Source organism: Limoniibacter endophyticus (assembly GCF_014652835.1).
Classification (GTDB): domain Bacteria; phylum Pseudomonadota; class Alphaproteobacteria; order Rhizobiales; family Rhizobiaceae; genus Limoniibacter; species Limoniibacter endophyticus.
In genome coordinates this window covers 201,800-221,148 of record NZ_BMZO01000008.1, presented here as the reverse complement: position 1 = coordinate 221,148, position 19,349 = coordinate 201,800, and the positions used below count along the sequence as shown (strand labels likewise).

The 19,349-nt window shown below is 56.9% G+C and carries 24 protein-coding genes; 12 read left to right on the top strand and 12 right to left on the bottom strand.

The features are described from left to right. Window positions 1–48 precede the first annotated feature (48 nt). The 7 genes from IE151_RS13075 (at window position 49) to IE151_RS13045 (ending at window position 5,456) form a co-directional block, all read left to right on the top strand. Complete coding sequence (locus IE151_RS13075; protein ID WP_189490878.1) at window positions 49–969, top strand: DMT family transporter; 921 nt, start codon at window positions 49–51, stop codon at window positions 967–969. Further along, window positions 959–1,552 carry a molybdenum cofactor guanylyltransferase MobA gene (gene mobA, locus IE151_RS13070; RefSeq protein WP_189490876.1) on the top strand — a complete coding sequence of 198 codons (594 nt, stop codon included), beginning with the start codon at window positions 959–961 and terminating at the stop codon, window positions 1,550–1,552. The genes IE151_RS13075 and mobA overlap by 11 nt, the downstream gene beginning before the upstream one ends. Before the next feature lie 10 nt (window positions 1,553–1,562). Beyond that, window positions 1,563–2,063 (top strand): molybdopterin-guanine dinucleotide biosynthesis protein B, encoded by a 501-nt coding sequence (mobB, locus tag IE151_RS13065; protein ID WP_189490874.1) that lies wholly within the window; start codon window positions 1,563–1,565, stop codon window positions 2,061–2,063. Between the two features lie 154 nt (window positions 2,064–2,217). Next, complete coding sequence (locus tag IE151_RS13060; protein ID WP_189490979.1) at window positions 2,218–2,970, top strand: ABC transporter substrate-binding protein; 753 nt, start codon at window positions 2,218–2,220, stop codon at window positions 2,968–2,970. A 77-nt stretch (window positions 2,971–3,047) separates the two neighbouring features. Further along, window positions 3,048–3,758 carry an ABC transporter permease gene (locus IE151_RS13055; RefSeq protein ID WP_189490872.1) on the top strand — a complete coding sequence of 237 codons (711 nt, stop codon included), beginning with the start codon at window positions 3,048–3,050 and terminating at the stop codon, window positions 3,756–3,758. Then, window positions 3,740–4,567, top strand: a complete 828-nt coding sequence (locus tag IE151_RS13050) for an ABC transporter permease (RefSeq protein WP_189490870.1) — start codon at window positions 3,740–3,742, stop codon at window positions 4,565–4,567. Before IE151_RS13055 ends, IE151_RS13050 begins: the two co-directional genes overlap by 19 nt. A 19-nt stretch (window positions 4,568–4,586) precedes the next feature. Then, window positions 4,587–5,456, top strand: coding sequence for an NAD(P)-dependent oxidoreductase (locus tag IE151_RS13045; protein WP_189490868.1), 870 nt, complete (start codon window positions 4,587–4,589; stop codon window positions 5,454–5,456). Between the two features lie 56 nt (window positions 5,457–5,512). Here IE151_RS13045 and IE151_RS13040 read toward each other — a convergent pair whose 3' ends face one another. The 4 genes from IE151_RS13040 to IE151_RS13025 all read right to left on the bottom strand — a co-directional run bounded on the left by IE151_RS13040 (window position 5,513) and on the right by IE151_RS13025 (window position 7,982). Beyond that, window positions 5,513–6,001: an Lrp/AsnC family transcriptional regulator gene (locus IE151_RS13040; RefSeq protein WP_189490866.1), complete on the bottom strand. Its 489-nt coding sequence runs from the start codon at window positions 5,999–6,001 to the stop codon at window positions 5,513–5,515. A gap of 107 nt (window positions 6,002–6,108) precedes the next feature. Beyond that, entirely contained in the window at window positions 6,109–6,726 is a 618-nt protein-coding gene (locus IE151_RS13035; protein WP_189490864.1) for a uracil-DNA glycosylase family protein, read from the bottom strand. Then, a complete protein-coding gene (locus IE151_RS13030; RefSeq protein WP_189490976.1) occupies window positions 6,719–7,330 on the bottom strand; it encodes a glutathione S-transferase in 612 nt (203 codons plus the stop codon). The genes IE151_RS13035 and IE151_RS13030 overlap by 8 nt, the downstream gene beginning before the upstream one ends. A 25-nt stretch (window positions 7,331–7,355) precedes the next feature. Then, a complete protein-coding gene (locus tag IE151_RS13025) occupies window positions 7,356–7,982 on the bottom strand; it encodes a thermonuclease family protein (protein ID WP_189490862.1) in 627 nt (208 codons plus the stop codon). 97 nt (window positions 7,983–8,079) lie between these two features. Here IE151_RS13025 and IE151_RS13020 point away from each other — a divergent pair, with 97 nt between their 5' ends. After that, window positions 8,080–9,591 carry a sensor histidine kinase gene (locus tag IE151_RS13020; protein ID WP_189490860.1) on the top strand — a complete coding sequence of 504 codons (1,512 nt, stop codon included), beginning with the start codon at window positions 8,080–8,082 and terminating at the stop codon, window positions 9,589–9,591. On the opposite strand, the gene IE151_RS13015 is transcribed toward IE151_RS13020, so the two are convergent. Both IE151_RS13015 and IE151_RS13010 read right to left on the bottom strand, forming a co-directional pair. Beyond that, the gene (locus IE151_RS13015) at window positions 9,592–10,170 is read right to left on the bottom strand and encodes an acyloxyacyl hydrolase (protein ID WP_189490858.1); all 579 of its coding nucleotides are present in this window, start codon (window positions 10,168–10,170) and stop codon (window positions 9,592–9,594) included. Window positions 10,171–10,306: 136 nt separating this feature from the next. Next, window positions 10,307–11,293, bottom strand: a complete 987-nt coding sequence (locus IE151_RS13010) for a nicotinate-nucleotide--dimethylbenzimidazole phosphoribosyltransferase (protein ID WP_189490856.1) — start codon at window positions 11,291–11,293, stop codon at window positions 10,307–10,309. A gap of 151 nt (window positions 11,294–11,444) precedes the next feature. Between IE151_RS13010 and IE151_RS13005 the strand changes: the two genes are divergently transcribed. The 3 genes from IE151_RS13005 to IE151_RS12995 all read left to right on the top strand — a co-directional run bounded on the left by IE151_RS13005 (window position 11,445) and on the right by IE151_RS12995 (window position 13,578). Continuing rightward, window positions 11,445–12,152 (top strand): retropepsin-like aspartic protease family protein, encoded by a 708-nt coding sequence (locus IE151_RS13005; protein WP_189490855.1) that lies wholly within the window; start codon window positions 11,445–11,447, stop codon window positions 12,150–12,152. Between the two features lie 133 nt (window positions 12,153–12,285). Beyond that, window positions 12,286–12,738, top strand: coding sequence for a DoxX family protein (locus IE151_RS13000; RefSeq protein WP_189490853.1), 453 nt, complete (start codon window positions 12,286–12,288; stop codon window positions 12,736–12,738). Window positions 12,739–12,879: 141 nt separating this feature from the next. Continuing rightward, on the top strand, window positions 12,880–13,578 hold the full coding sequence (locus tag IE151_RS12995) for a fumarylacetoacetate hydrolase family protein (protein WP_189490850.1): 699 nt from the start codon (window positions 12,880–12,882) through the stop codon (window positions 13,576–13,578). A gap of 107 nt (window positions 13,579–13,685) precedes the next feature. On the opposite strand, the gene IE151_RS12990 is transcribed toward IE151_RS12995, so the two are convergent. Continuing rightward, window positions 13,686–14,276, bottom strand: coding sequence for a GNAT family N-acetyltransferase (locus IE151_RS12990; protein WP_189490848.1), 591 nt, complete (start codon window positions 14,274–14,276; stop codon window positions 13,686–13,688). A 240-nt stretch (window positions 14,277–14,516) separates the two neighbouring features. On the opposite strand from IE151_RS12990, the gene rirA reads away from it, so the two are divergent. Continuing rightward, window positions 14,517–14,978: an iron-responsive transcriptional regulator RirA gene (gene rirA, locus IE151_RS12985; protein WP_189490847.1), complete on the top strand. Its 462-nt coding sequence runs from the start codon at window positions 14,517–14,519 to the stop codon at window positions 14,976–14,978. Between the two features lie 24 nt (window positions 14,979–15,002). Here rirA and IE151_RS12980 read toward each other — a convergent pair whose 3' ends face one another. The 5 genes from IE151_RS12980 to hemP all read right to left on the bottom strand — a co-directional run bounded on the left by IE151_RS12980 (window position 15,003) and on the right by hemP (window position 19,154). Continuing rightward, a complete protein-coding gene (locus tag IE151_RS12980; RefSeq protein WP_189490845.1) occupies window positions 15,003–15,800 on the bottom strand; it encodes a heme ABC transporter ATP-binding protein in 798 nt (265 codons plus the stop codon). Between the two features lie 10 nt (window positions 15,801–15,810). After that, entirely contained in the window at window positions 15,811–16,890 is a 1,080-nt protein-coding gene (locus IE151_RS12975; protein ID WP_189490843.1) for a FecCD family ABC transporter permease, read from the bottom strand. Between the two features lie 78 nt (window positions 16,891–16,968). Beyond that, window positions 16,969–17,853, bottom strand: coding sequence for a heme/hemin ABC transporter substrate-binding protein (locus IE151_RS12970; protein ID WP_189490840.1), 885 nt, complete (start codon window positions 17,851–17,853; stop codon window positions 16,969–16,971). Between the two features lie 10 nt (window positions 17,854–17,863). Then, window positions 17,864–18,952 carry a hemin-degrading factor gene (locus IE151_RS12965; RefSeq protein WP_189490839.1) on the bottom strand — a complete coding sequence of 363 codons (1,089 nt, stop codon included), beginning with the start codon at window positions 18,950–18,952 and terminating at the stop codon, window positions 17,864–17,866. Window positions 18,953–18,968: 16 nt separating this feature from the next. Beyond that, window positions 18,969–19,154 (bottom strand): hemin uptake protein HemP, encoded by a 186-nt coding sequence (gene hemP, locus IE151_RS12960; protein WP_308430499.1) that lies wholly within the window; start codon window positions 19,152–19,154, stop codon window positions 18,969–18,971. Window positions 19,155–19,349 lie beyond the last annotated feature (195 nt).

Genomic DNA, 19,349 nt, shown 5'->3' with positions numbered 1-19,349 from the left:
CTGCGATGCTAAGGCTTACGAACGTTTCCGCCTTATGAAAGTTTTGACGTGCTCGCCTCAGCCAACGCACGCGGTGCCATGTTCATGACGGTCTCCATGGCCGCCTTTTCCAGCAACGACGCTGTCTCGAAATTCGTTTCCTCCTCAATCAACATGGGCCAGTTGATGATGGTGCGCGGGCTCTTCGCCCTCGTTCTCATCCTCGCCCTCGCCTATCTGCAAGGGCAGTTGCACACGCCGCAGCGACTGCTGCACCGCACGGTCGGCCTGCGGGTCATCGGGGAGGTTGGCGCCACCATCTTCTTCCTTCTTGCACTTGCTAATATGCCGCTTGCAAATGCTTCCGCCCTGTTCCAGGCCCTGCCGCTGGCTGTCACGATGGGTGCGGCCCTGTTTCTGGGTGAGGCCGTTGGGTGGCGGCGCTGGACAGCGATTGGCGTAGGCTTTCTGGGCGTATTGATCATCCTGCGTCCTGGACCGGAGGGTTTCAGCACCTACTCGCTCATGGTCTTGCTAGCCGTGCTGTTCTCGGCCCTGCGCGATCTCTCGACCCGTCTCGTACCCGCGGAAGTGTCGCCCGTTCTTATGTCGACCCTGACGACGGTGGCGGTGACGATCACAGGCGCCATTCTGGTCGTTCCGCTGGGAGGCTGGGTCGAACCCACGCCGGCAAATACCGCTCCTCTCCTCGTATCCGCGGTTTTTGTACTCATCGGCTATCAGTTTGTCATCAAGGCAATGCGCGTCGGCGAAATTTCCATCATCTCGCCCTTTCGCTACACAAACCTGCTTTTCGCGGTCATCTATGGCATCCTGATTTTCGGCGAACTACCGGACATCTACATGATTATCGGCGGGCTTATCGTCGTCGGCTCGGGTCTCTACACGCTCTACCGCGAAAAGAAGCGCGGGGCGGAGCGTCCCGTGGCCGAAAGCACCAATCCAGGCATGGCGCCTGATGGCACCTAGGGCCGGCGGCATAGTTCTGGCTGGCGGCCTGTCCCGCAGAATGGGAGCGCACAAGAGCGGCGTCCTTTTGCACGGGAAGAGCTTGCTTGCGCACGTCGTCGACAGAATTTCGCCGCAGGTAAAAAAAATCGCAATTTCACGTGCACACAATGAGTTAGCGCAATTTGCTGATTCTATTCCTCATCTGGATGACGGAGACTTTCCCGGCCAGGGACCACTGGCCGGAATCCTTGCTGGCCTGAAATGGGCACGACAATCCGGTCTTGATGCTCTTCTTTGCGTACCCGTCGATACGCCTTTTCTTCCCGGCGATCTGGCGAAACAGCTAAGGAAAAAAGAAGCGGCGATTGTCGTTGCCGCAAGCAATAGCCGCATTCATCCGACCGTTTCACTCTGGAGCGTCGATCGCGCCTCCATCCTGGAAACGCATCTGCGTCAGACGAACGACCGCAGTGTGAGGACCTTCTTGCACACACAGAATTACGAAGTCTGCGAATATCCGTCGCCTTCAAGCGGCGTGGATCCGTTTTTCAATATCAACACGCCTGACGATCTGGAGAAGGCCCATATCTACGCCCGCTGAGCGACGTCCTTTGCTGATCGGCATTATCGGCTGGAAGAACGCTGGCAAGACGACGCTCGCCTGCTCGCTTATTCGTACGCTGACACAGCAGGGCTTGCGCGTTGGTAGCATCAAGCATTCGCATCACGGGTTGAGCGCGCTTTCCACCCAAGGAGACAGTATTCGCCACAAGGAAGCAGGCGCAGTCCCGGCGATTCTGATCGCTGCGGATGCCTGGATGATAGATGACCGGCTGCAAGTGGGATGCCCACCGCCTTTGGACGATATGCTTGTAAAGTTCAGCGATGTCGACCTTGTGCTGATCGAGGGCTTCAAGGCAGCGACACATGCCAAGATCGAAGTCAGGCGCGAAGCATTCGCCGGGGCCCCGCTCGCCCCATGCGATGCCCAAATATTCGCCATCGTCACGGATTCGCCTGATCGGTACGGACCCCTGGTTCATTTTACACATAACGAGATCGACGCTATCGCCGAGCTGATCCTCGCCAGAATGGAAAAGGGAAGCGCTTGATAAGTGGAACCAGTCACGGCCAATTGCGCGTTCCAAATCGATTCACTGTTGCATTTACATTGGAAACAGTGGGAAAAGTTGGGAATCAGCAGCTCTAGCGCATAAGAGCCGGAAATATTATCGGCCTCGCGCTTCGAAGGAGGATATCGTCTTGATCCGGATCAAATCGCTCGTTTCGCTCTCCGTTTTGACCATCGCCCTGGCAACGGGTGCAGCGCAGGCGCAGGAAACACTGAAAATCGGCACGGAAGGCGCCTATCCGCCCTTCAACTACGTCGAATCCAACGGTCAGCTCGGGGGCTTCGACGTTGATATTGCAAAGGCGCTTTGCGAGGAAATGAACGTAACTTGCGAATTCGTACAACAAGATTGGGACGGCATCATCCCCGCTCTCCAGGCCAAGCGTTTCGATGCCGTGGTAGCGTCCATGTCGATCACCGACGAACGCAAGCAACAGGTTGATTTCACCAATCCGTATTACACGAATTCGCTGGTTTTCGTCGCACCAAAGGATGGTGAATTCGACCCAGCCAATCCGGGTGATGCATCGATCGGGGTGCAGGGAGGCACGATCGCCGAAACTTACGCACAGGATACCTATAAGGAAGCAACGGTCAGCCCCTACCCGACGCAGGTCGAGGCATGGACCGACCTTCAAAACGGTCGCCTTGACGCAGTCCTCGGCGATTTCGGCGTCCAGCAGGGCTTCGTCGATGGCGACGGCAAGGATTGCTGCGAGTTCAAGGGTGAATCTGTTGCCGGGGGTGACAAGATCGGTATCGCCGTCCGCAAGGGCGAGACCGAGTTGGCGGAAAAGCTGAACAGTGCCATCAAGGCAATTCGCGAGAACGGCAAATACAAGGAAATCAACGACAAGTATTTCAAGATCGACGTCTATGGCGAATGATCGTCTATCGTTTTCCTGAAACATTGAATGCGCGGCCGGTTTTCGGTCGCGCATATTTTCCTTTTTAAGAACCCACCATGGATGCACTCAAATTTCTGAGTTACGGCGACGCGGGATGGGGCGACGAAATCCTCGGCGGTTTACTCGTTACCATCTCTCTTGCGCTAGCCACATTGCCTTTTGGCCTAGCCATAGGTTTCCTGGTTGCGCTGGGAAAGCGCTCCGCGGAACCTACGCTGCAGCGTGCCGCGAATATTTACACCACCATTTTCCGAGGGCTTCCCGAACTTCTGACACTCTTTCTCGTTTATTACGGCGCACAGCTTGGTCTGCAAAATATTGCCGCGGTCATTGCGCCCGACAGCACCATCGAGATCAACGCCTTCGTCGCAGGCATGGTAGCTCTGGCCGTCGTCTTCTCGTCCTATGCAAGCGAAGTCTTTCTGGCTGCATTTCGCGCCATTCCTCATGGCCAATACGAAGCTGGTCACTCGCTCGGCCTTTCCAGAGGCCAGACGATGCGTCTTGTGATTTCGCCCCAGCTGCTACGGCACGCGCTCCCTGGACTCGGCAATCTCTGGCTCATCCTCGTCAAGGATACAGCGCTGGTTTCGATCATCGGCCTTTCTGACCTGATGCGCCAGACCGGCATTGCCGCGCGGGTCACGCGCGAACAGCTCCTGTTCTTCTTCATCGCCTGTCTGCTCTATATCGCAATCGCCCTTGTCTCATCGATCTTCATTGATGCTCTTGAGCGGCGCGCCAATAAATGGGAGCGCAAGACGTGACCGCTCTTCCCGCGCCTAAGATCGAGGCCAAGCGGCCGTGGAACGCGGCCCGCATTGCCGGCACTGCGCTCATGGCATTCTGGATCGCAGCAGGAATTGGCATCGCTACCTATCTCTACTCGGTCTATAATCCAGCGCTGATCGCGCAATATGGTCCGCGCTATCTTTCGGGACTCTGGATCACGATTCAGCTGGTGGGCCTCTCGGTTTTCCTTGGCGCCATTCTTTCAGTCCCGGTTGCCTGGGCCCGCATGTCGCCAAACAAGATCATCAGCGGCGCAGCCTATGTCTTCGTCTATTTCATCCGCGGCACGCCCCTCATCGCGCAGACATTCTTGATCTATTATGGCTTCCCGCAGTTTCGCCCTCAGCTCGAAGCAATCGGTCTGTGGAGCGTGTTCCGCGATGCCTGGGGATGTGCTTTGTTCGCATTCACGCTGAACACGGCCGCCTATCAGGCAGAGATCCTACGCGGCGCAATCCAGAGCGTCCCGCGCGGACAGTGGGAGGGGGCAGCCGCGCTCGGTATCCCGCGCCTGCTTGCCGTTCGTAAGATCATCCTGCCGCAGGCGATGATCGTGGCACTACGCCCCTATGCCAATGAGATCATCCTGATGATCAAGGGCTCGGCCATCGTCGCCATCATTACCGTCTTCGACCTGATGGGTGTGACGCGACAGGCTTTCTCGCGCACCTTCGATTTCCAGACATATATTTGGGCGGCGATCATCTATCTGTTGATCGTGGAGGCTCTGCGCCACGCAACAGACTGGGCCGAGCGGCGCATCACTCGCCATCTCAAGCGTTGAAGCATAACAGGAGACAGACATGGCATCCGTTGCATTTCTTGGACTTGGCGTCATGGGTTATCCCATGGCCGCACATCTCAAGCACAAGGGCGGCCACGACGTCACCGTCTATAATCGCACCACGGCGAAAGCGGAAAAATGGGCCGCCGAGCATGGCGGCAGCGTCGCAAGGACGCCTGCCGAAGCGGCAAGGGAAAAGGATTTCGTCTTCTGCTGCGTCGGCAATGATGACGATCTGCGTTCGGTTACTGTCGGACCTGATGGCGCATTCTCTGCAATGAAGACCGGCGCGATCTTCATCGACAATACGACTGCCTCGGCTGCGGTGGCACGTGAGCTTGGCGAAGCGGCAAGGGAAAAGGGCTTCGACTTTCTGGATGCGCCAGTCTCCGGCGGTCAGGCCGGAGCCGAGAATGGCGTGCTCACGGTCATGGTAGGCGGAGAACAGAACGTTTTCGAGCGCGCAAAGCCAGTTATCGACGCCTATGCCAGGATGGTTGGCCTTATGGGCGACATCGGCGCAGGCCAGCTAACTAAGATGATCAACCAGATCTGCATTGCGGGTGTCGTGCAGGGACTTGCTGAAGGCATTAACTTCGGCAAGAAGGCCGGCCTCGATATCGAGAAAGTAGTCGAGGTGATTTCGAAAGGCGCCGCTGGTTCGTGGCAGATGGAGAATCGCCACAAGACCATGAACAAGGGCGAATATGAGTTTGGTTTCGCGGTAGACTGGATGCGAAAGGACCTGTCGATCTGCCTTGACGAGGCAAATCGCAACGGTGCCTCTCTGCCCATGACTGCTCTGGTCGACCAGTTCTACAAAGAGGTCCAGGCAATGGGCGGGAACCGTTGGGACACCTCATCACTGCTCGCACGTCTCGCGCGCTGACCGAACATATAACGGTCCGGAAATAAGACGGGCGCATTCGAACCCGCCCGTTTTTCTTAGTCCTTCGGTTGCGGCTCCTTGTCGAGATGCATGTAATCGAGCGGCATTTCCGTCGTGAACTTGATCTGCTCCATAGCAAAGGCCGAGGAGACATCGCGAATTTCGATCTTCGCGATCAGCCGCTTGTAGAACGCGTCGTAAGCGGCAATATCCGGCACCACGACGCGTAGCAGATAATCGACGTCGCCGCTCATGCGGTAGAATTCCACGACTTCCGGGAATTGCTGGATTACTTCTGAAAAGCGCTTCAACCATTCATGGCTATGGGCATTCGTGCGGATGGAAACGAAAACCGTTACCCGCACATTGATCTTTCCCGGATCGAGTACGGCGACCCGGCGCTGAATGACCCGATCTTCTTCCATTTTCTGGATTCGTCGCCAGCAAGGCGTGGTGGAAAGACCGACCTTCTTGGCGATGTCGGCGACCGCCAGCGTTGCATCCTCTTGTAAGAGGCGCAAAATTTTTCGGTCCAAACGGTCCATGCCCACTCTCCGTTAGAAATTTTTCCCAAAATCTAGGCTAATTAGCGCAAAAAACAAGAAAATCCTTCTCGTCAGCCACCAGCTGGGAGCGTAAAACGTCTCAAAAATCATGAAAGCGTGGAAGAAATTTCCGTACGAAGAAATGGAAGCAAATCTGTCTCGAACCAGGGATGGCGTTTGATCCAGCCGCTATTGCGCCACGAGGGGTGAGGTAAAGGTATGATCCGCGGTTTCGCCGCCGCGTAAATCTCACGCCAGTTACCGACAGTTTCCGTCAGGGACTTACGACGCAATGCAGGTTCTATATGCCAGCTCTGCGCATATTGCCCCACAGCGAGGATAAGTGAAACCCCGGGAAGCCGCTCCATTAACGGGAGACGCCATGCAGGCGCACATTCCTTGCGTGGCGGCAGATCGCCACCCTTCGCGTCCAGACCGGGAAAGCAGAACCCCATCGGGACGATGGCGATCTTCGTCTTATCGTAGAAAAGCTCTTCATCGATACCCATCCAATCGCGCAAGCGATCGCCGGAAGCGTCTGTGAAAGGTGTGCCGGAGGCGTGCACCCGCGTTCCCGGCGCCTGCCCGGCAATGAGGATACGCGCCGTCGGACTCGTCTGCACGACCGGGCGCGGCCGGTGTGGCAAAGGCAATCCTCGCGGCTGCTCGATGCATATGCGGCAGCCGCGAATATTCGTAAGAAGCGTAGCGAGTGGATCAGGCACTGGAACTCGGTCTTGCCTTCATGCGGGCATGGTAGGCTCGAAGATGCTCGAAATCGTCGGGAATGGCGATTCGTGCGGGTTTGGTAAAATCGAGCGCGATCATGGTCGTGATATCGGCGATCGAAAAGTTCTCGCCCGCTATATAGGAACGTGTTGCGAGTTCGCCATCCAGAAAGCGCATGAAATCCACCGCCTTCGGCTTGTTGATTTCGCCCCATTCGGGTACCTGCGGCACTTCCCACTCCTTCATGGCCGGGTGCAGGTGCCTGAATGCCGCCTGAATATGCGCCAGAAGCTTCAACTCGATGCGCCGGTGCCACATCTCGATCTGAGCCTGCTCCAGCGCACTTGTTCCGAACAATGAAGGGTCAGGGTAGAGCGCTTCGAAATAACGGCAGATCGCAACCGACTCCGTCAGGATCACGCCGTCATCCAGTTCCAGAACCGGCAGCGCCCTTAGCGGATTGCGAGCGGCAATATCATCCGCGCGATGCTCCATCGCCGCCATATTGACGGGCACTATCGGCACCTCGATTCCCTTCTCCGCCAGAAAGATCCGTACGCGTCTGGGATTGGGCGCCATGCCGCCATCGAACAGTTTCATCATTTCCTCCGGTTGTCTTGCGTGGTCAGCCTAGACCGAACGCCGTCCTTATCCAGTTCCAGAAACTCGTCAGTCCGCCATGCTGGTCATCGAGCATGGCACCCTTCCTTATGCGAAAGTCGCGCGGTCGTTCGAAATTGCCTGCCCACATGCCGCGGGCCTCCTCCCTCGCCTGTCGCTGCTCCGCGTCAAAGCCGCCATAAGTAACCGCCCATCCTGTGGCAACAAGCTTGGCGTTGAGGCTAACATCGTCGGTCCCGGCAAAGCAACTTCCGAGCAATCGATCATACTTGTCGCGCTCCCATCCTTCACAACGGACAGGCCGATTATCGATAAGCCGCACCAGTTCCTGTTTGGCGCGTCGCCCGCAGGAAAATTCGCTCCCCTGCCCGTCCCGACAAGTCTGATCGAATTCCGGCGCATCTATTCCCAGGAGACGAACACGCTCAGCACCGAGCGTGATTGTATCTCCATCATTCACCACCGCCTTTCCGCTGGAGATACGGCTATCCGGTGTATCGAAACGTCCAGCCAGAACGGCAACGCCAAGCAGAATGACCAGTGTCACCCCCATCTCCACCATTTTGCGGGCATGTGATTTACGGCGCGGATAGAAGCGTCGGCGTCGTTTATTGTTGAGGAAACGCGTCATCGTCGGTCTTTTCTTTCACTTCCTTCGAAGAAGGGTCTCTTAAGCTTTACTACCTAGAATAGCGTTCACGAATATTCGCAAGCTGAATGCGTGACCGGTGTACGATACTGCGACAGACAAATTCATTGTTGACCGTACGAAGCCGTCCCGCAATGGCGCGACGGCAAAAGCCGTGCGCGATTCACGTATACGATTATCGCGCCGTTTCGGTGGCCCCGAGTATGATCGGGAGTTGATCCTCTTTCACGCAAACACGACAATGCATGGCTCATCCACCATGCTTTTACTCATTCTCACCATCGCTGTCGCCAGTATGGCCTCGGGATTCACACTGATGCTTCCCCTTTGGGGAGCCAGCACCACCGCAAGTTATTTCCTTCTCTCCTTCTACGCTCGAAAGGTCCAAAGCCAACCGCGGCATTCCTTCGATGTCGAGCGAACCAGAAATGCTTTCCTGGCCCTCCACGGCCTCAACGGCCTCGCCTGGTCCCTCTTTCCGCTGATCGACTGCAACGCGTGTACGGCGCTACACTTTCCCGTCATTCAAGCCGTCACGCTCATCCTCATCATGGCCGCGACGGCTCTTCTGACGGCCTCTCTGGCTGGGGGGTTACTCGTCACTTTCACTCTTCCGGTCGCTTCCTTCATCTATTTCGGCGTTGACAAATGGCTCTCGATTGAGGCTGCCGTGACCGGGCTACTCATACTTTCTCTGCCCTTCTTCGGTTATATTGCCCGCTATATGAATGATTCCTCGCTGATGCTGCTGACTCTGCGCAAGCAAAAGGAAGGACTGATAGCGGAACTTGAAACGGCGAAGTCCATCTCCGACGAGGCGCGACGCCGTGCTGAGGAAGCCAATCTGGCCAAGTCGCGATTTCTTGCTTCGATGAGCCATGAACTCCGCACACCGCTCAACGCTATCCTCGGCTTTTCCGAAGTCATGGCAGCGGAAGTCCTTGGCCCAATGTCGAACCCGACCTATCGGGACTACGCCAAGGATATTCACAGCTCCGGGAAACATCTGCTCGATCTTATCAATGAGATTCTAGATCTCTCGCGCATCGAAGCCGGCAAGTACCAATTACATGAAGAGCATCTGTCGCTTGCCGACGTCGTGGAAGAATCCTGCTACATGATGGAATTGCGTGCGCGCGAAAAGGGAATCAACATTTCCTCGCGTTTTCAGACGGATCTTCCGCGCATCTATGCGGACGAAAGAGCGGTCCGGCAGATCGCGCTTAATCTTATCTCCAACGCTCTCAAGTTCGCGCCCAACGACAGTGAAATCCTCGTGCGTGTCGGCTGGACGGCAGGTGGCGGACAATATCTTTCGGTTCAGGACAAGGGCCCCGGCATTCCGGAGGATGAAATGTCGATCGTCCTCGCCGCATTCGGGCAAGGCTCGATAGCAATCAAAAACGCAGAGCAAGGAGCGGGTCTCGGTTTACCTATTGTGCAGGGCCTGGTGCGTATGCATGGTGGCGAGTTCGAATTGCGTTCAAAACTGCGCGAGGGAACGATCGCCATCGCTGCATTTCCGGCAGATCGCGTTCTTGGAGAACGTCGGGATCTGCCGGATGAACAGGAATATCGGATGAGTGCCTGATTAGAAGCGATAACCGATACGGAAACCAAAGGATTCCAGGCCGTCATTGGAATCGGCGAGGTTCGCGTTCGAAAAATGGTTCAGATAGACTTGCGTCGTCCAGTTTGGCGTAATGTCGAAGCCTACGCTGGCCTGCAAATGGAACAGAACCTTCGAACCAAGATCCTTCTGTTCTCCCAAATCATTAGTCTTGGTCTGATCGGAAACGAACGCCCCGCCTACACTGAAGCCGGTATAGAAACGCTGGGTCCAATAGGCTTCCCAGTTCACGCCGCCATAGAACGCGTGAATTTCATGGTCTGAAAACGCCAGATCCATGCCCAAATAAGGACGTGGTGATCCGATTCCGGAAAGGAAATCAGGTGACGGAGCCAGAACTTCGGCATTCAGCGTGACGCCATTGAAGCTCTGGACGGAGAAAGGACCCACATCGTATGCACCGGCACCGCCGCGCAACTCCCAGTGATCGGCATTCCTGCCGAACTGGACTCCTCCAAGAAATCCGTCCTCGGCATTGGCAGCGCTCACAGCGCCGAAAATTGCAGTCGACAGCACGAAAATGCGGGCCAAACGCATCATGAAACCCCTCTCAAGATAGCGCAATAATGAAATCGCTTCATTGATTCGCGCTACATATTTCATGATGCTGTTATGGTTAATGAACTCTTACCGAGACGGATGTTGCTAATAAGAGACTATGGTTCGCAAGGTGAGATCAGGATGCCATATGCGGCACAGATGCTGCAACCGAGCGCAGTACAGAACCAGCGAGCGCGGCCTGAGCACCTGCGGCATTCGGCACGGAAAGATTTAGGATCGGCTCCAGCTCCAGGATTTCGGCGGCTTTGACTGCACCGGCTTCCGGCGGAAGATCGGCCAGAACGCAATGACTGATTGCGGCTGGAGACATGCGATGCAAAACCGCAGCCGCAGCAATTGCAGGCAGGCCGCTGATGACGACAGGGATGCGCTCGGCGCGGGCAGCAACGATCGCGCCGACGATAGCGGCAATTTCTCGACCGCCTACACGACGGAGGGCTTCCAGCGGGTCCTTCAGGTTGCCACCATTCAGATCGAGCGCCGCATCGATCAGTTCGGCCTTGCGCGCCATGACACGCTCATCTGCGCCGGAACCCGGCCCCACCCAATCAGCGCCACGCCCGCCGAGAAGAGCGGCAAGCAAAGCACCGGATACTGTCGAGTTGCCGACGCCTATATCGCCGATGCAAAGCAGATCGATTCCGCCCGCAATCGTTTCCATCCCGAACGCAATGGTTGCGGCACAGTCGCGTTCATCAAAGGCCGCTTCCTTGGAAATATCTGCCGTTGGGTATTCGAGCGCGAGGTCCAAAACCTTCAGCCCCATATCAGCCTGCGCACAGATGGCGCTGACCGGTGCCTGCCCCGCGCCGCAAAGGCCGACATTCTGCGCCGTCATTTCCATAGTCCGCGGCGAAACTCCGCGATTGGCGATTTCATGATTTGCAGCAAAAACGGCGACGAGCGGACGGCTGATCGCAAAGCTTGTGCGCCCGAATATAGCGGCCATCTGTGCCGCAACCTGCTCGATGCGGCCGGTAGAGAAGGAAGCCGGGCCGTAGATCCGGTAGCGTGACAGAACCTGACGGCGCGCATCTTCGTCGAGGTCGCCAAAGCTCTTTACAAGGTTGCGGATATCATCAAAGGGCAGGCCGCTGGTCATGTGTTCTTTCCATCAGTTGGTCGGCAGGCAAATAGACCGCTTTGACCCCAGTTACAATTGCAAGCGTCACCTTTGTCCAGCTAACTGCTTATTGACCACCTCTGTATCAGGTCCCACATCTTTTCTGATAAGCTGTTTCGCGGAGTCGTCGTTGAAGAACCCAATTTTCATAATCATCGTCCTCGCAGCGGCTGTGCTTGGCTATTTCTTTTTCAGTCAGGACACATCGGAATGGGTGACGCCGGAAAACGACCGCATCGTACGGGGCATTTATCTGGTTGTTCTCGCTGTGCTTCTCTTGTCGAGCCTGAGCCTGCGCCAGTTCAAGCTTGGTGATTTCGGCCGCAACATCGCGATCTGGCTCCTCTTCGCCGTGCTGCTTGCGGCGGGGTACCAGTATCGCTTCGAACTCAATGAAATCGCATCGCGAGTTGGTGCAGGCTTCCTGGATGGCACGCCGGTCGCACTCGGTCCGGATGAGACGGGACGCAAACGGATGATGGTCGACCGCGACTCAACCGGTCACTTTTTCGTGCGTGCGGAGATCAATGGGACTACGATCCGGGCGCTGCTCGACACAGGCGCATCAACTACATTGCTTACCACGCGGGACGCAAAGGCCTCCGGCATCGACACGGAAAATATCGCGTATGACGTGCCCGTCTCGACAGCGAACGGAACAACATTCGTTGCAGCCGCTCGTATAGACGAGCTGAAAATTGGTGATATTACGCGCGGGAGCCAGCGCGTTTATGTCGCCAAACCGGGCAGCCTGCACGAGACATTGATAGGCATGAGCTTCATCAACACGCTTTCCTCGTTCGAATTGCGGGGCAATCGGGTCATTCTTTACGACTAGCCGCAGGCGCCTGAGATCCCTCGTCTCTTCACATATGCGTCATTGTAACTAAACACTGTGTTTACCAATGCACGGCTTGCCCAAACCCGCGGCTATGGCAATTGAAGGTCAACGCAATTTCAGGAACCCTCCCATGAGCGATACGCCCCAGCCTAGTTCCTCCAGCCTCTTCGTCCCGGCCCTCGGCGGCCTCTACGCCTCCCTCTCGCCCTTCGCGGAAACTTTGCTGCGTGTCGTGGTCGGCGTACTGCTGGTGACGCACGGCTTCGGCAAGATCACCAATCCGTTCGGCGCCGCCGGGATGGTTGAAAGCCTGGGTTTTTATCCCGGCGTGTTCTGGTCGCCTCTTCTTTCGGCCACTGAGTTTTTCGGCGGTATCCTCATCGCCATCGGTCTGCTGACCCGACCGGCGGCCTTTGCGGGCACCATCGTTCTGCTCGTCACCGTTTACTTCCATTGGATCGTGAAAGCCGAAGGGCTCGCCGGGGCAGAAAAATCAATCATCTGGGCTGCTGCCCTGTTCTTCTTCGCGATCCGCGGTGCAAATGCCCACTCGATCGATGCAAAGATCGGACGGCAGTTCTAACCGATCCGTAATCTTACCGAAGCGGTCTGGATGTTAACGATCCGGACCGCTTTTTTAGTGGCTTGCTGCGACGCGCTGGAAGTCGTTGACGAAACGTGCCACAAGGTCATGCCCCCATTATTCACATGACCGAGAATTCATATGCCTGAATACGTTATAGAAACGCCTGCCTGCCCCTCCGTTATGATCGAAGGGTCAGACAAGCGCTTCCCTGTGCGCCGGGTTTTCTGCGTCGGCCGCAATTATGCCGACCACGCGCGCGAAATGGGTTCCGATCCGGATCGCGAACCGCCCTTCTTCTTCTCTAAACCCGCCGATGCGGTCGTCGACAGCGGCTCGGTCATTCCCCATCCTCCTCTGACACGTGATCTCCAGCATGAAATCGAATTAGTGGTTGCCATCGGCACTGGCGGCTTCGACATCGACCGCGAACGCGCGCTGGATCACGTCTGGGGCTATGGTGTCGGGATCGATCTGACCCGGCGCGATTTGCAGACCAAGGCGAAAAAACAGGGGCATCCCTGGGATTGGGCGAAAGGCTTCGATCAGTCCGCTCCCTGCGGCGCAATCGCTCCAATCAAGAACGGCAGCCATCCTTCGTCCGGCCGTATCTGGCTTACAGTAAATGATGAGCTACGCCAGGACGGCGATTTGGCCGATCTGATCTGGCCGATCCCGGACATCATTTCGATTTGCAGCCAATCGGTTGAACTGCGCCCTGGCGACCTGATCTACACGGGTACACCCGCAGGTGTCACGACCCTCGTTCCAGGCGATGTCGTCAAGGGCGGTGTCGATGGCTTCAGCCAGATCGAGATCACGATCGGCAATGCCATCTGACTGGACACAGAAAAGATGGCGCGATGTTTCGCGCACTCTTTTCTGATTACGCGCGCCCGCACGGCGTATAATTCGAATTTCCAGGAAATGCACACGCCGAAAAGAGATCACGCGGCGTGTGCGCGGAACTCGATGCCATTGGTGCGCAGCGACATGATCGAGGCCTTGGCGCCAGCGATCAGCGCATCAATAAAGCCAGTAGAATCCGTGTCCGACAGATCGATGCGGCCAACCGTCTCGCCATCTTCGAAGCGAAGGCGCGCATTGAACTTGCGGGCAAGCTTTTTCATAGCCTCGTTATTGGAGTGCGTGGTGATAACGAGTTGCTCGTAGCCCAGAGAGTATGCGTGCGCGAGGACGCGCTGGAAGAGCTGGCTGCCAATGCCTTGCCCCTGTACTTCCGGCTCGACGGAGAAGGCCGCTTCGCCCGTGGCGACGCTCGCATTTGCAATTTCATGAAGCTCGGCCGCGCCTAGAACACGGCCATCATGGATCAGACCGATAACCGTAGCGCCTTCCTTGAAGCAGCGCTCGGCATAGGCAATGAGGAAAGCATCGTTCACGTAGCCGTTGAAACGGTCGTGACGGGTCGCAGGGTCAAGGCGCAGAAGATGATCGCGGTAGCGCGGCAGATCGGAAGGACGCAATTGCCTGATCCGGGCCGGCTGTCTTTTGGAGGTTACAGAGTGGTTCGCCATAGCCAAACTCGTGGTTGCCTGCGAGCCCTCCCAAACTCCCTTGTATTATTGTGCATTGCAGCAGACCCTTCAACAGACAGTTTTGCATACCGGTCAACGGCAAATGAATAGGTTTGAGACAAGTTGCACAATACAGACGGAAAGATGCAGGCGAAAACATGAGTTTCCAGGCCAACTTCTTGCATTATTGTTGGAATAATTCTAAATAGATCGGATTCTATAAACCCACCGGGGGTATTTATGCGACTGACCCGTCAAACCAATTACGCGATCCGTATCCTCATGTACTGCGCTTCGAATGAAGGGCGGCTGAGCCGCATTCCCGAGATCGCGACTGCTTATTCTGTTTCGGAGCTATTCCTTTTCAAGATCTTGCAGCCTCTTGTTGAAGCAAAACTTGTAGAGACGGTGCGTGGGCGCAATGGCGGTGTCCGGCTCGGACGCGCAGCCGCTGACATTAGTCTTTTCGACGTGGTACGCGTCACGGAGGAAAGTTTTGCCATGGCGGAGTGCTTCGAAGCAGATGGTGCAGACTGTCCGCTTATCGACAATTGCGCGCTGAATAGTGCGCTGCGTGAAGCGCTCAATGCATTTTTCTCGGTGCTGGGGAAACATAGCATTGCCGATCTGGTTGCGGACAAGGCTGCCATGCAGATCCGTCTTGGCATTGCGTTCGAGCCCGTCCCGGCGCTGGCAAACTGATCAATTGATTGAGGGAACGGCCCGTTAGGCTTCAAAACGGGCCGTCTGCGGCAAGACGAAAGTCTTGATACCGCGCGGGACGCAACCGACGCGAAGCCCGCAGCAAAAAACATCCGACAGAAGATCGTCCTTGAGAACCTCTTCCGGCGCGCCGGAAGCGGCCACCTTGCCCTGCCCGATTATCACGATTCGATCAGCGCCCATGGAAGCGAGATTGAGATCGTGCAGCACGCAGATCACCGTACCCCCGCGCCTCGCAAAGTCTCGGGCCACATCCATGACTAACAACTGGTGGCGAATATCGAGGCTCGACACCGGCTCATCGAGAAACAGAAGGCGTGAGCGGCCCTGCCATACCGGTTCCCAAACCTGACAGAGAACGCGTGCAAGCTGAACGCGCTGCTGCTCGCCTCCGGAAAGCTCATGATAGAAACGCCCGGAAAAGCCGTCGAGATCGACGGCGTGCAGAGCCTGGTCCGGCAATTGCTTCAGAGCCTCGCCCCGCAAACCGCTGACACCTCCCTCAAGCCCCAGGCGAATGACCTCGCGCACGGTGAAAGGAAAGGCCATTTCCACCGACTGTGGCAAGACGGCGCGCCATTGAGCTGCCTGGCGCGGCGAATAGGAGGAGAGCGGGGTCCCGTGCATGGTCACTTCACCCTCATAGCCCAACTCCCCAGTCAGGGCCTTCAGCAGTGTGGATTTTCCCGAACCGTTGGGACCTACGATCGCCGTTACCTCGCCCGCTTGCACGGAGAAATCCAGCCCTTGCAGAACTGCGCGATTGCCGCGTCTTACCGTAAGATTGCGCGCTTCGATCATGATCTCATCCTCATGAAAATTGCCGATTGCGCAAAAGCAACCAGAGGAAAAACGGCGCGCCGAACAGAGCCGTCACAATGCCAATGGGCAACTCGGCAGGCGATACGATGACCCGCGCCAAAGCGTCCGCGAGAAGCAACAGGCTCGCGCCCAGCAATGCGGAACATGGCAGAAGGTAGCGATTGTCCGGGCCAATCACCAGACGCAGCAAATGCGGGACGACGATACCGACGAAACCTATGCCGCCGGTCACGGCGACGCAGGCTCCCACCGCCGCAGCAACATTGGTGATTGCGCCCCATTTCAATTGCTGAACGCTAATGCCGAGATGGGCGGCTCCCGCCTCGCCTAATGCCAACGCGTTCAAGCCGCCCGAAAGCAGCGGCGCGGTTGCAAGGCATAAAGCAATGATCGGTCCAGCCGCTGCAATCTTGATCCAGCTGGTCCCGGCAAGCGATCCAAGTCCCCAGAAAGTCAGGTCGCGCAATTGCTGATCGTTTGCATAAAAGATCATAACTCCGCTCACTGCCCCGGCCAGAGCACTGAGTGCGATGCCTGCGAGCAACATGGTGGCGATCTCGGTGCGGCCCTGCCGCGTGGCGATACGGTAAAGCAGGAAAGTTACGAGAAAACCACCGAAGAAGGCGCCCAGCGGCAAGGCGTAAATGCCGAATGGCAACAGGAATGGTGCAAGCGCTCCACCTCCCAGAACGATTATAATGATGGCGAACAATCCGGCACCGGCCGAGACACCGACGAGTCCTGGATCAGCCAAAGGATTGCGGAACAGACCCTGCATGATCGCGCCGGAGGTCGCCAGCGAACCACCAACCAGCACACCGAGGATAGTGCGCGGCAATCTTATGTCGCGCATGATGAGCGTGTCGCGTGCACTCACCTCCCCGGAACCTGCAAGCCAGGACCAGATAACATTACCAGCCGAAACGCCAGAAGCGCCGGTTGCCAGCGAAACAAAGCAGGCGGCAATGAGCAACAGGATCAGGGCTGCCAGCGTGACTTGTGCTCGGGTCTGCCTGTCGCCTGCAAAAGAGCCTGTACTCAAGCTCGCGGCGGGAGAACTGGGTGACATTTTTCAACCGTATGAGGTGGCGCAGTTGTAGCGCCAGGCAAATGAAGGCGTGCGAGGCAAATCGCACGCCCATCCAAATCAGCGCATTGCGGCCGCGTGCTCGCCATAGATCGCATCGGTCAGCGCCATAATGGCCTCTGGCGTACGCGGACCGAAGCCCAGCAGAAATGCACCGTCCAGCACAACCAAACGCTTCTCCTTGCCCGCCGGCGTCTGGCTGACAGCCGGATTGGCCAGAATTGCCGTCGCACCGGAAACATCTCCCCCGCCACGATCCATCAACACGATGACATCTGGCGCCGCTGCAATAATCGCTTCGTCGGAAAGCGACTTGTAGCCTTTATAATCCGGGAAGGCATTGACGCCGCCCGCCATCTTGATCATCGCGTCGGCTGCGCTACCCGTTCCAGAGGCCATCAGGCGTCCGTTCTGCACGCTCAGCACGAACATGACCTTGCGCCGCGCCGCCGGTGCAATTGCTTCGGAGGCCTTAGCGGCCGCATCAAGCTTCTCACGCAACTCGGAAGCCAGCTTGTCCGCCTTTTCCGAGACGCCAAGCGCCCGCCCGATGATTTCCACCTTCTCGACTACACCACCCGCCGAGTGCTTTTCGGGAACGGTGACGAACGGCACGTTCGCCTGCCCGAGCAGCGTTACCGTATCCTGCGGACCGCTACCTTCTATGGCGATGATCGCATCGGGACCGACGGAGAGAACGCCCTCCGCCGAAAGTTGTCGCATGTAGCCGACATCCGGCAGACTATGCGCTTGCTCCGGAAAGACGCTCGTCGTATCGCGCGCGACGAGCCGTCCTTCTTCCTCCAGCGCGTAGACGATTTCGGTGACCGAGCCACCGATGGAGACAATTTTCTTCGCAGCGCTGATATCCTGCGCGAGCGACAGACCTGTTGAGAACAGGAGAGCGGCCGAGCAGAGCCCGGCCAGAACGGTGCGACGATGCATGGAACGCTCCTTAAGCTGCGCTTGCCTGCGGCAGGCGAGGCAGATGCTCGACGAGGAACCGCCAGTCTTCGCGCTCTACCTCGCCTTCATGACGCTTGCCGAAGAATTGCAGGATCATATTGCGCTCTTCGTCGTAAGCTTCGACCGAAGTTACGTGACCATCCTTTGTCGGACGGCGCACGACCCAGGTTTCCGCAATCTTGTCGGCCCGCAAATGCATGTGGAACGTCGGGTCCATGACATTAAGCCACGGCCCCATGAGCTTGATATTGCTGACAGGTCCGGAGTGTATCTGGATACAGCCCTTGTTCCCGATGAAACACATGATTGGAATGGTTTCTTGCGCAGCATGATTGAACATGGCCAGAATCGTGTCCTCAGCCAGCGGCCAGGCATATTCGTCGCCGATCATGCGCACAGCTTCATGACGCGACAGCTTCAAATCACGCAGCATGCCGAAGAACTGATGCACGTCCGTGATCTGGCTCCACCGCGTGCGCAACGTATCCACATCGATCACCTTCTTGCCAAGCGGCGCGGCTTCTCCCGGCAGATCAACGACAAGCGCGTCATTCTGGTCATCGGAGAGCATGCGCGTCACCAACGCCTCATACGCTGCCACGTCCGATGCCGGACGCAAATGGACCTTGTGGACGGCTTCTCCGAACCGATCGAAATATTGCAGGCTGCGGCGAACGGTTCCGTCCGTGTCTTGCTTCTCCACCGCAAAACCATGCGCCCATACCGACGGGAAGATGCGCAGATCGATGTTTTCCGAGAGGATTATGGCATTGCCGTTGCCGACATGCACCTTGTCCGTCTCGTAAACGCCTATCTTCTCATGAACCGCAAATTCGTTGCGGGTTAGCGCCATGACCTCTCCGAGAGCGCCGAGCCCCTTCAGAAGCGTTTCGATATCGACATTGATGCGGCGCGCCCGCGAAGCCACCGGGCTATCCAGCTGCTGACCGCATTGTGCCGCGACGAGTTCGGCCTCCGAAATGTCGAGGGACAACGCAAGATCGCGCTCGCGCATCTTCGGATTGTCCTGCCTGGCGCTGCGGATCTGCGCAGCATTGGGTCGGGTGTTGGCTGTCATGTCCCCTCCGTTGGGATTACTTGTTCAGGATAAGCTTGCCTTGGCGTGTAATGCGCAACCGGTAGATCGAGCCTCGATGATCAATGCCGATTTCACGATCGCCTGCGAAGAGCGATCGGCTTTCGATGACGCGATCTGGCTGCGAACTGATGAAGGAAGGTTGCAGCGCGCCATGGGCGCTCGATGCATCGTTGCTGACCATCGTCTGTGCAAATCTATTCATAGTCCTAGCCTCCTGGGAATGTGGCTCGCCGACATGGCTGGCTAAGTGGTTTAAGCATGAGTTAATGTTGACTCGAATTATCATGTTTATTACACACGCAAATACCGGACTGCAAGACTCAAGTTTTATCGGCAAGTTCGTTTTTAGGATCAGCTGGCGGCCACGTCGGCATTG

Excerpts from the sequence above, each read along its gene's own strand:
- mobA (WP_189490876.1), top strand. The coding sequence starts at position 959 with ATGGCACCTAGGGCCGGCGGCATAGTTCTGGCTGGCGGCCTGTCCCGC.
- IE151_RS13055 (WP_189490872.1), top strand. The coding sequence starts at position 3,048 with ATGGATGCACTCAAATTTCTGAGTTACGGCGACGCGGGATGGGGCGAC.
- IE151_RS13050 (WP_189490870.1), top strand. The coding sequence starts at position 3,740 with ATGGGAGCGCAAGACGTGACCGCTCTTCCCGCGCCTAAGATCGAGGCC.
- IE151_RS13045 (WP_189490868.1), top strand. The coding sequence starts at position 4,587 with ATGGCATCCGTTGCATTTCTTGGACTTGGCGTCATGGGTTATCCCATG.
- IE151_RS13040 (WP_189490866.1), bottom strand. The coding sequence starts at position 6,001 with ATGGACCGTTTGGACCGAAAAATTTTGCGCCTCTTACAAGAGGATGCA.
- IE151_RS13030 (WP_189490976.1), bottom strand. The coding sequence starts at position 7,330 with ATGAAACTGTTCGATGGCGGCATGGCGCCCAATCCCAGACGCGTACGG.
- IE151_RS13025 (WP_189490862.1), bottom strand. The coding sequence starts at position 7,982 with ATGACGCGTTTCCTCAACAATAAACGACGCCGACGCTTCTATCCGCGC.
- IE151_RS13015 (WP_189490858.1), bottom strand. The coding sequence starts at position 10,170 with ATGATGCGTTTGGCCCGCATTTTCGTGCTGTCGACTGCAATTTTCGGC.
- IE151_RS13010 (WP_189490856.1), bottom strand. The coding sequence starts at position 11,293 with ATGACCAGCGGCCTGCCCTTTGATGATATCCGCAACCTTGTAAAGAGC.
- IE151_RS13000 (WP_189490853.1), top strand. The coding sequence starts at position 12,286 with ATGAGCGATACGCCCCAGCCTAGTTCCTCCAGCCTCTTCGTCCCGGCC.
- IE151_RS12995 (WP_189490850.1), top strand. The coding sequence starts at position 12,880 with ATGCCTGAATACGTTATAGAAACGCCTGCCTGCCCCTCCGTTATGATC.
- IE151_RS12990 (WP_189490848.1), bottom strand. The coding sequence starts at position 14,276 with ATGGCGAACCACTCTGTAACCTCCAAAAGACAGCCGGCCCGGATCAGG.
- rirA (WP_189490847.1), top strand. The coding sequence starts at position 14,517 with ATGCGACTGACCCGTCAAACCAATTACGCGATCCGTATCCTCATGTAC.
- IE151_RS12980 (WP_189490845.1), bottom strand. The coding sequence starts at position 15,800 with ATGATCGAAGCGCGCAATCTTACGGTAAGACGCGGCAATCGCGCAGTT.
- IE151_RS12975 (WP_189490843.1), bottom strand. The coding sequence starts at position 16,890 with ATGTCACCCAGTTCTCCCGCCGCGAGCTTGAGTACAGGCTCTTTTGCA.
- IE151_RS12970 (WP_189490840.1), bottom strand. The coding sequence starts at position 17,853 with ATGCATCGTCGCACCGTTCTGGCCGGGCTCTGCTCGGCCGCTCTCCTG.
- IE151_RS12965 (WP_189490839.1), bottom strand. The coding sequence starts at position 18,952 with ATGACAGCCAACACCCGACCCAATGCTGCGCAGATCCGCAGCGCCAGG.
- hemP (WP_308430499.1), bottom strand. The coding sequence starts at position 19,154 with ATGGTCAGCAACGATGCATCGAGCGCCCATGGCGCGCTGCAACCTTCC.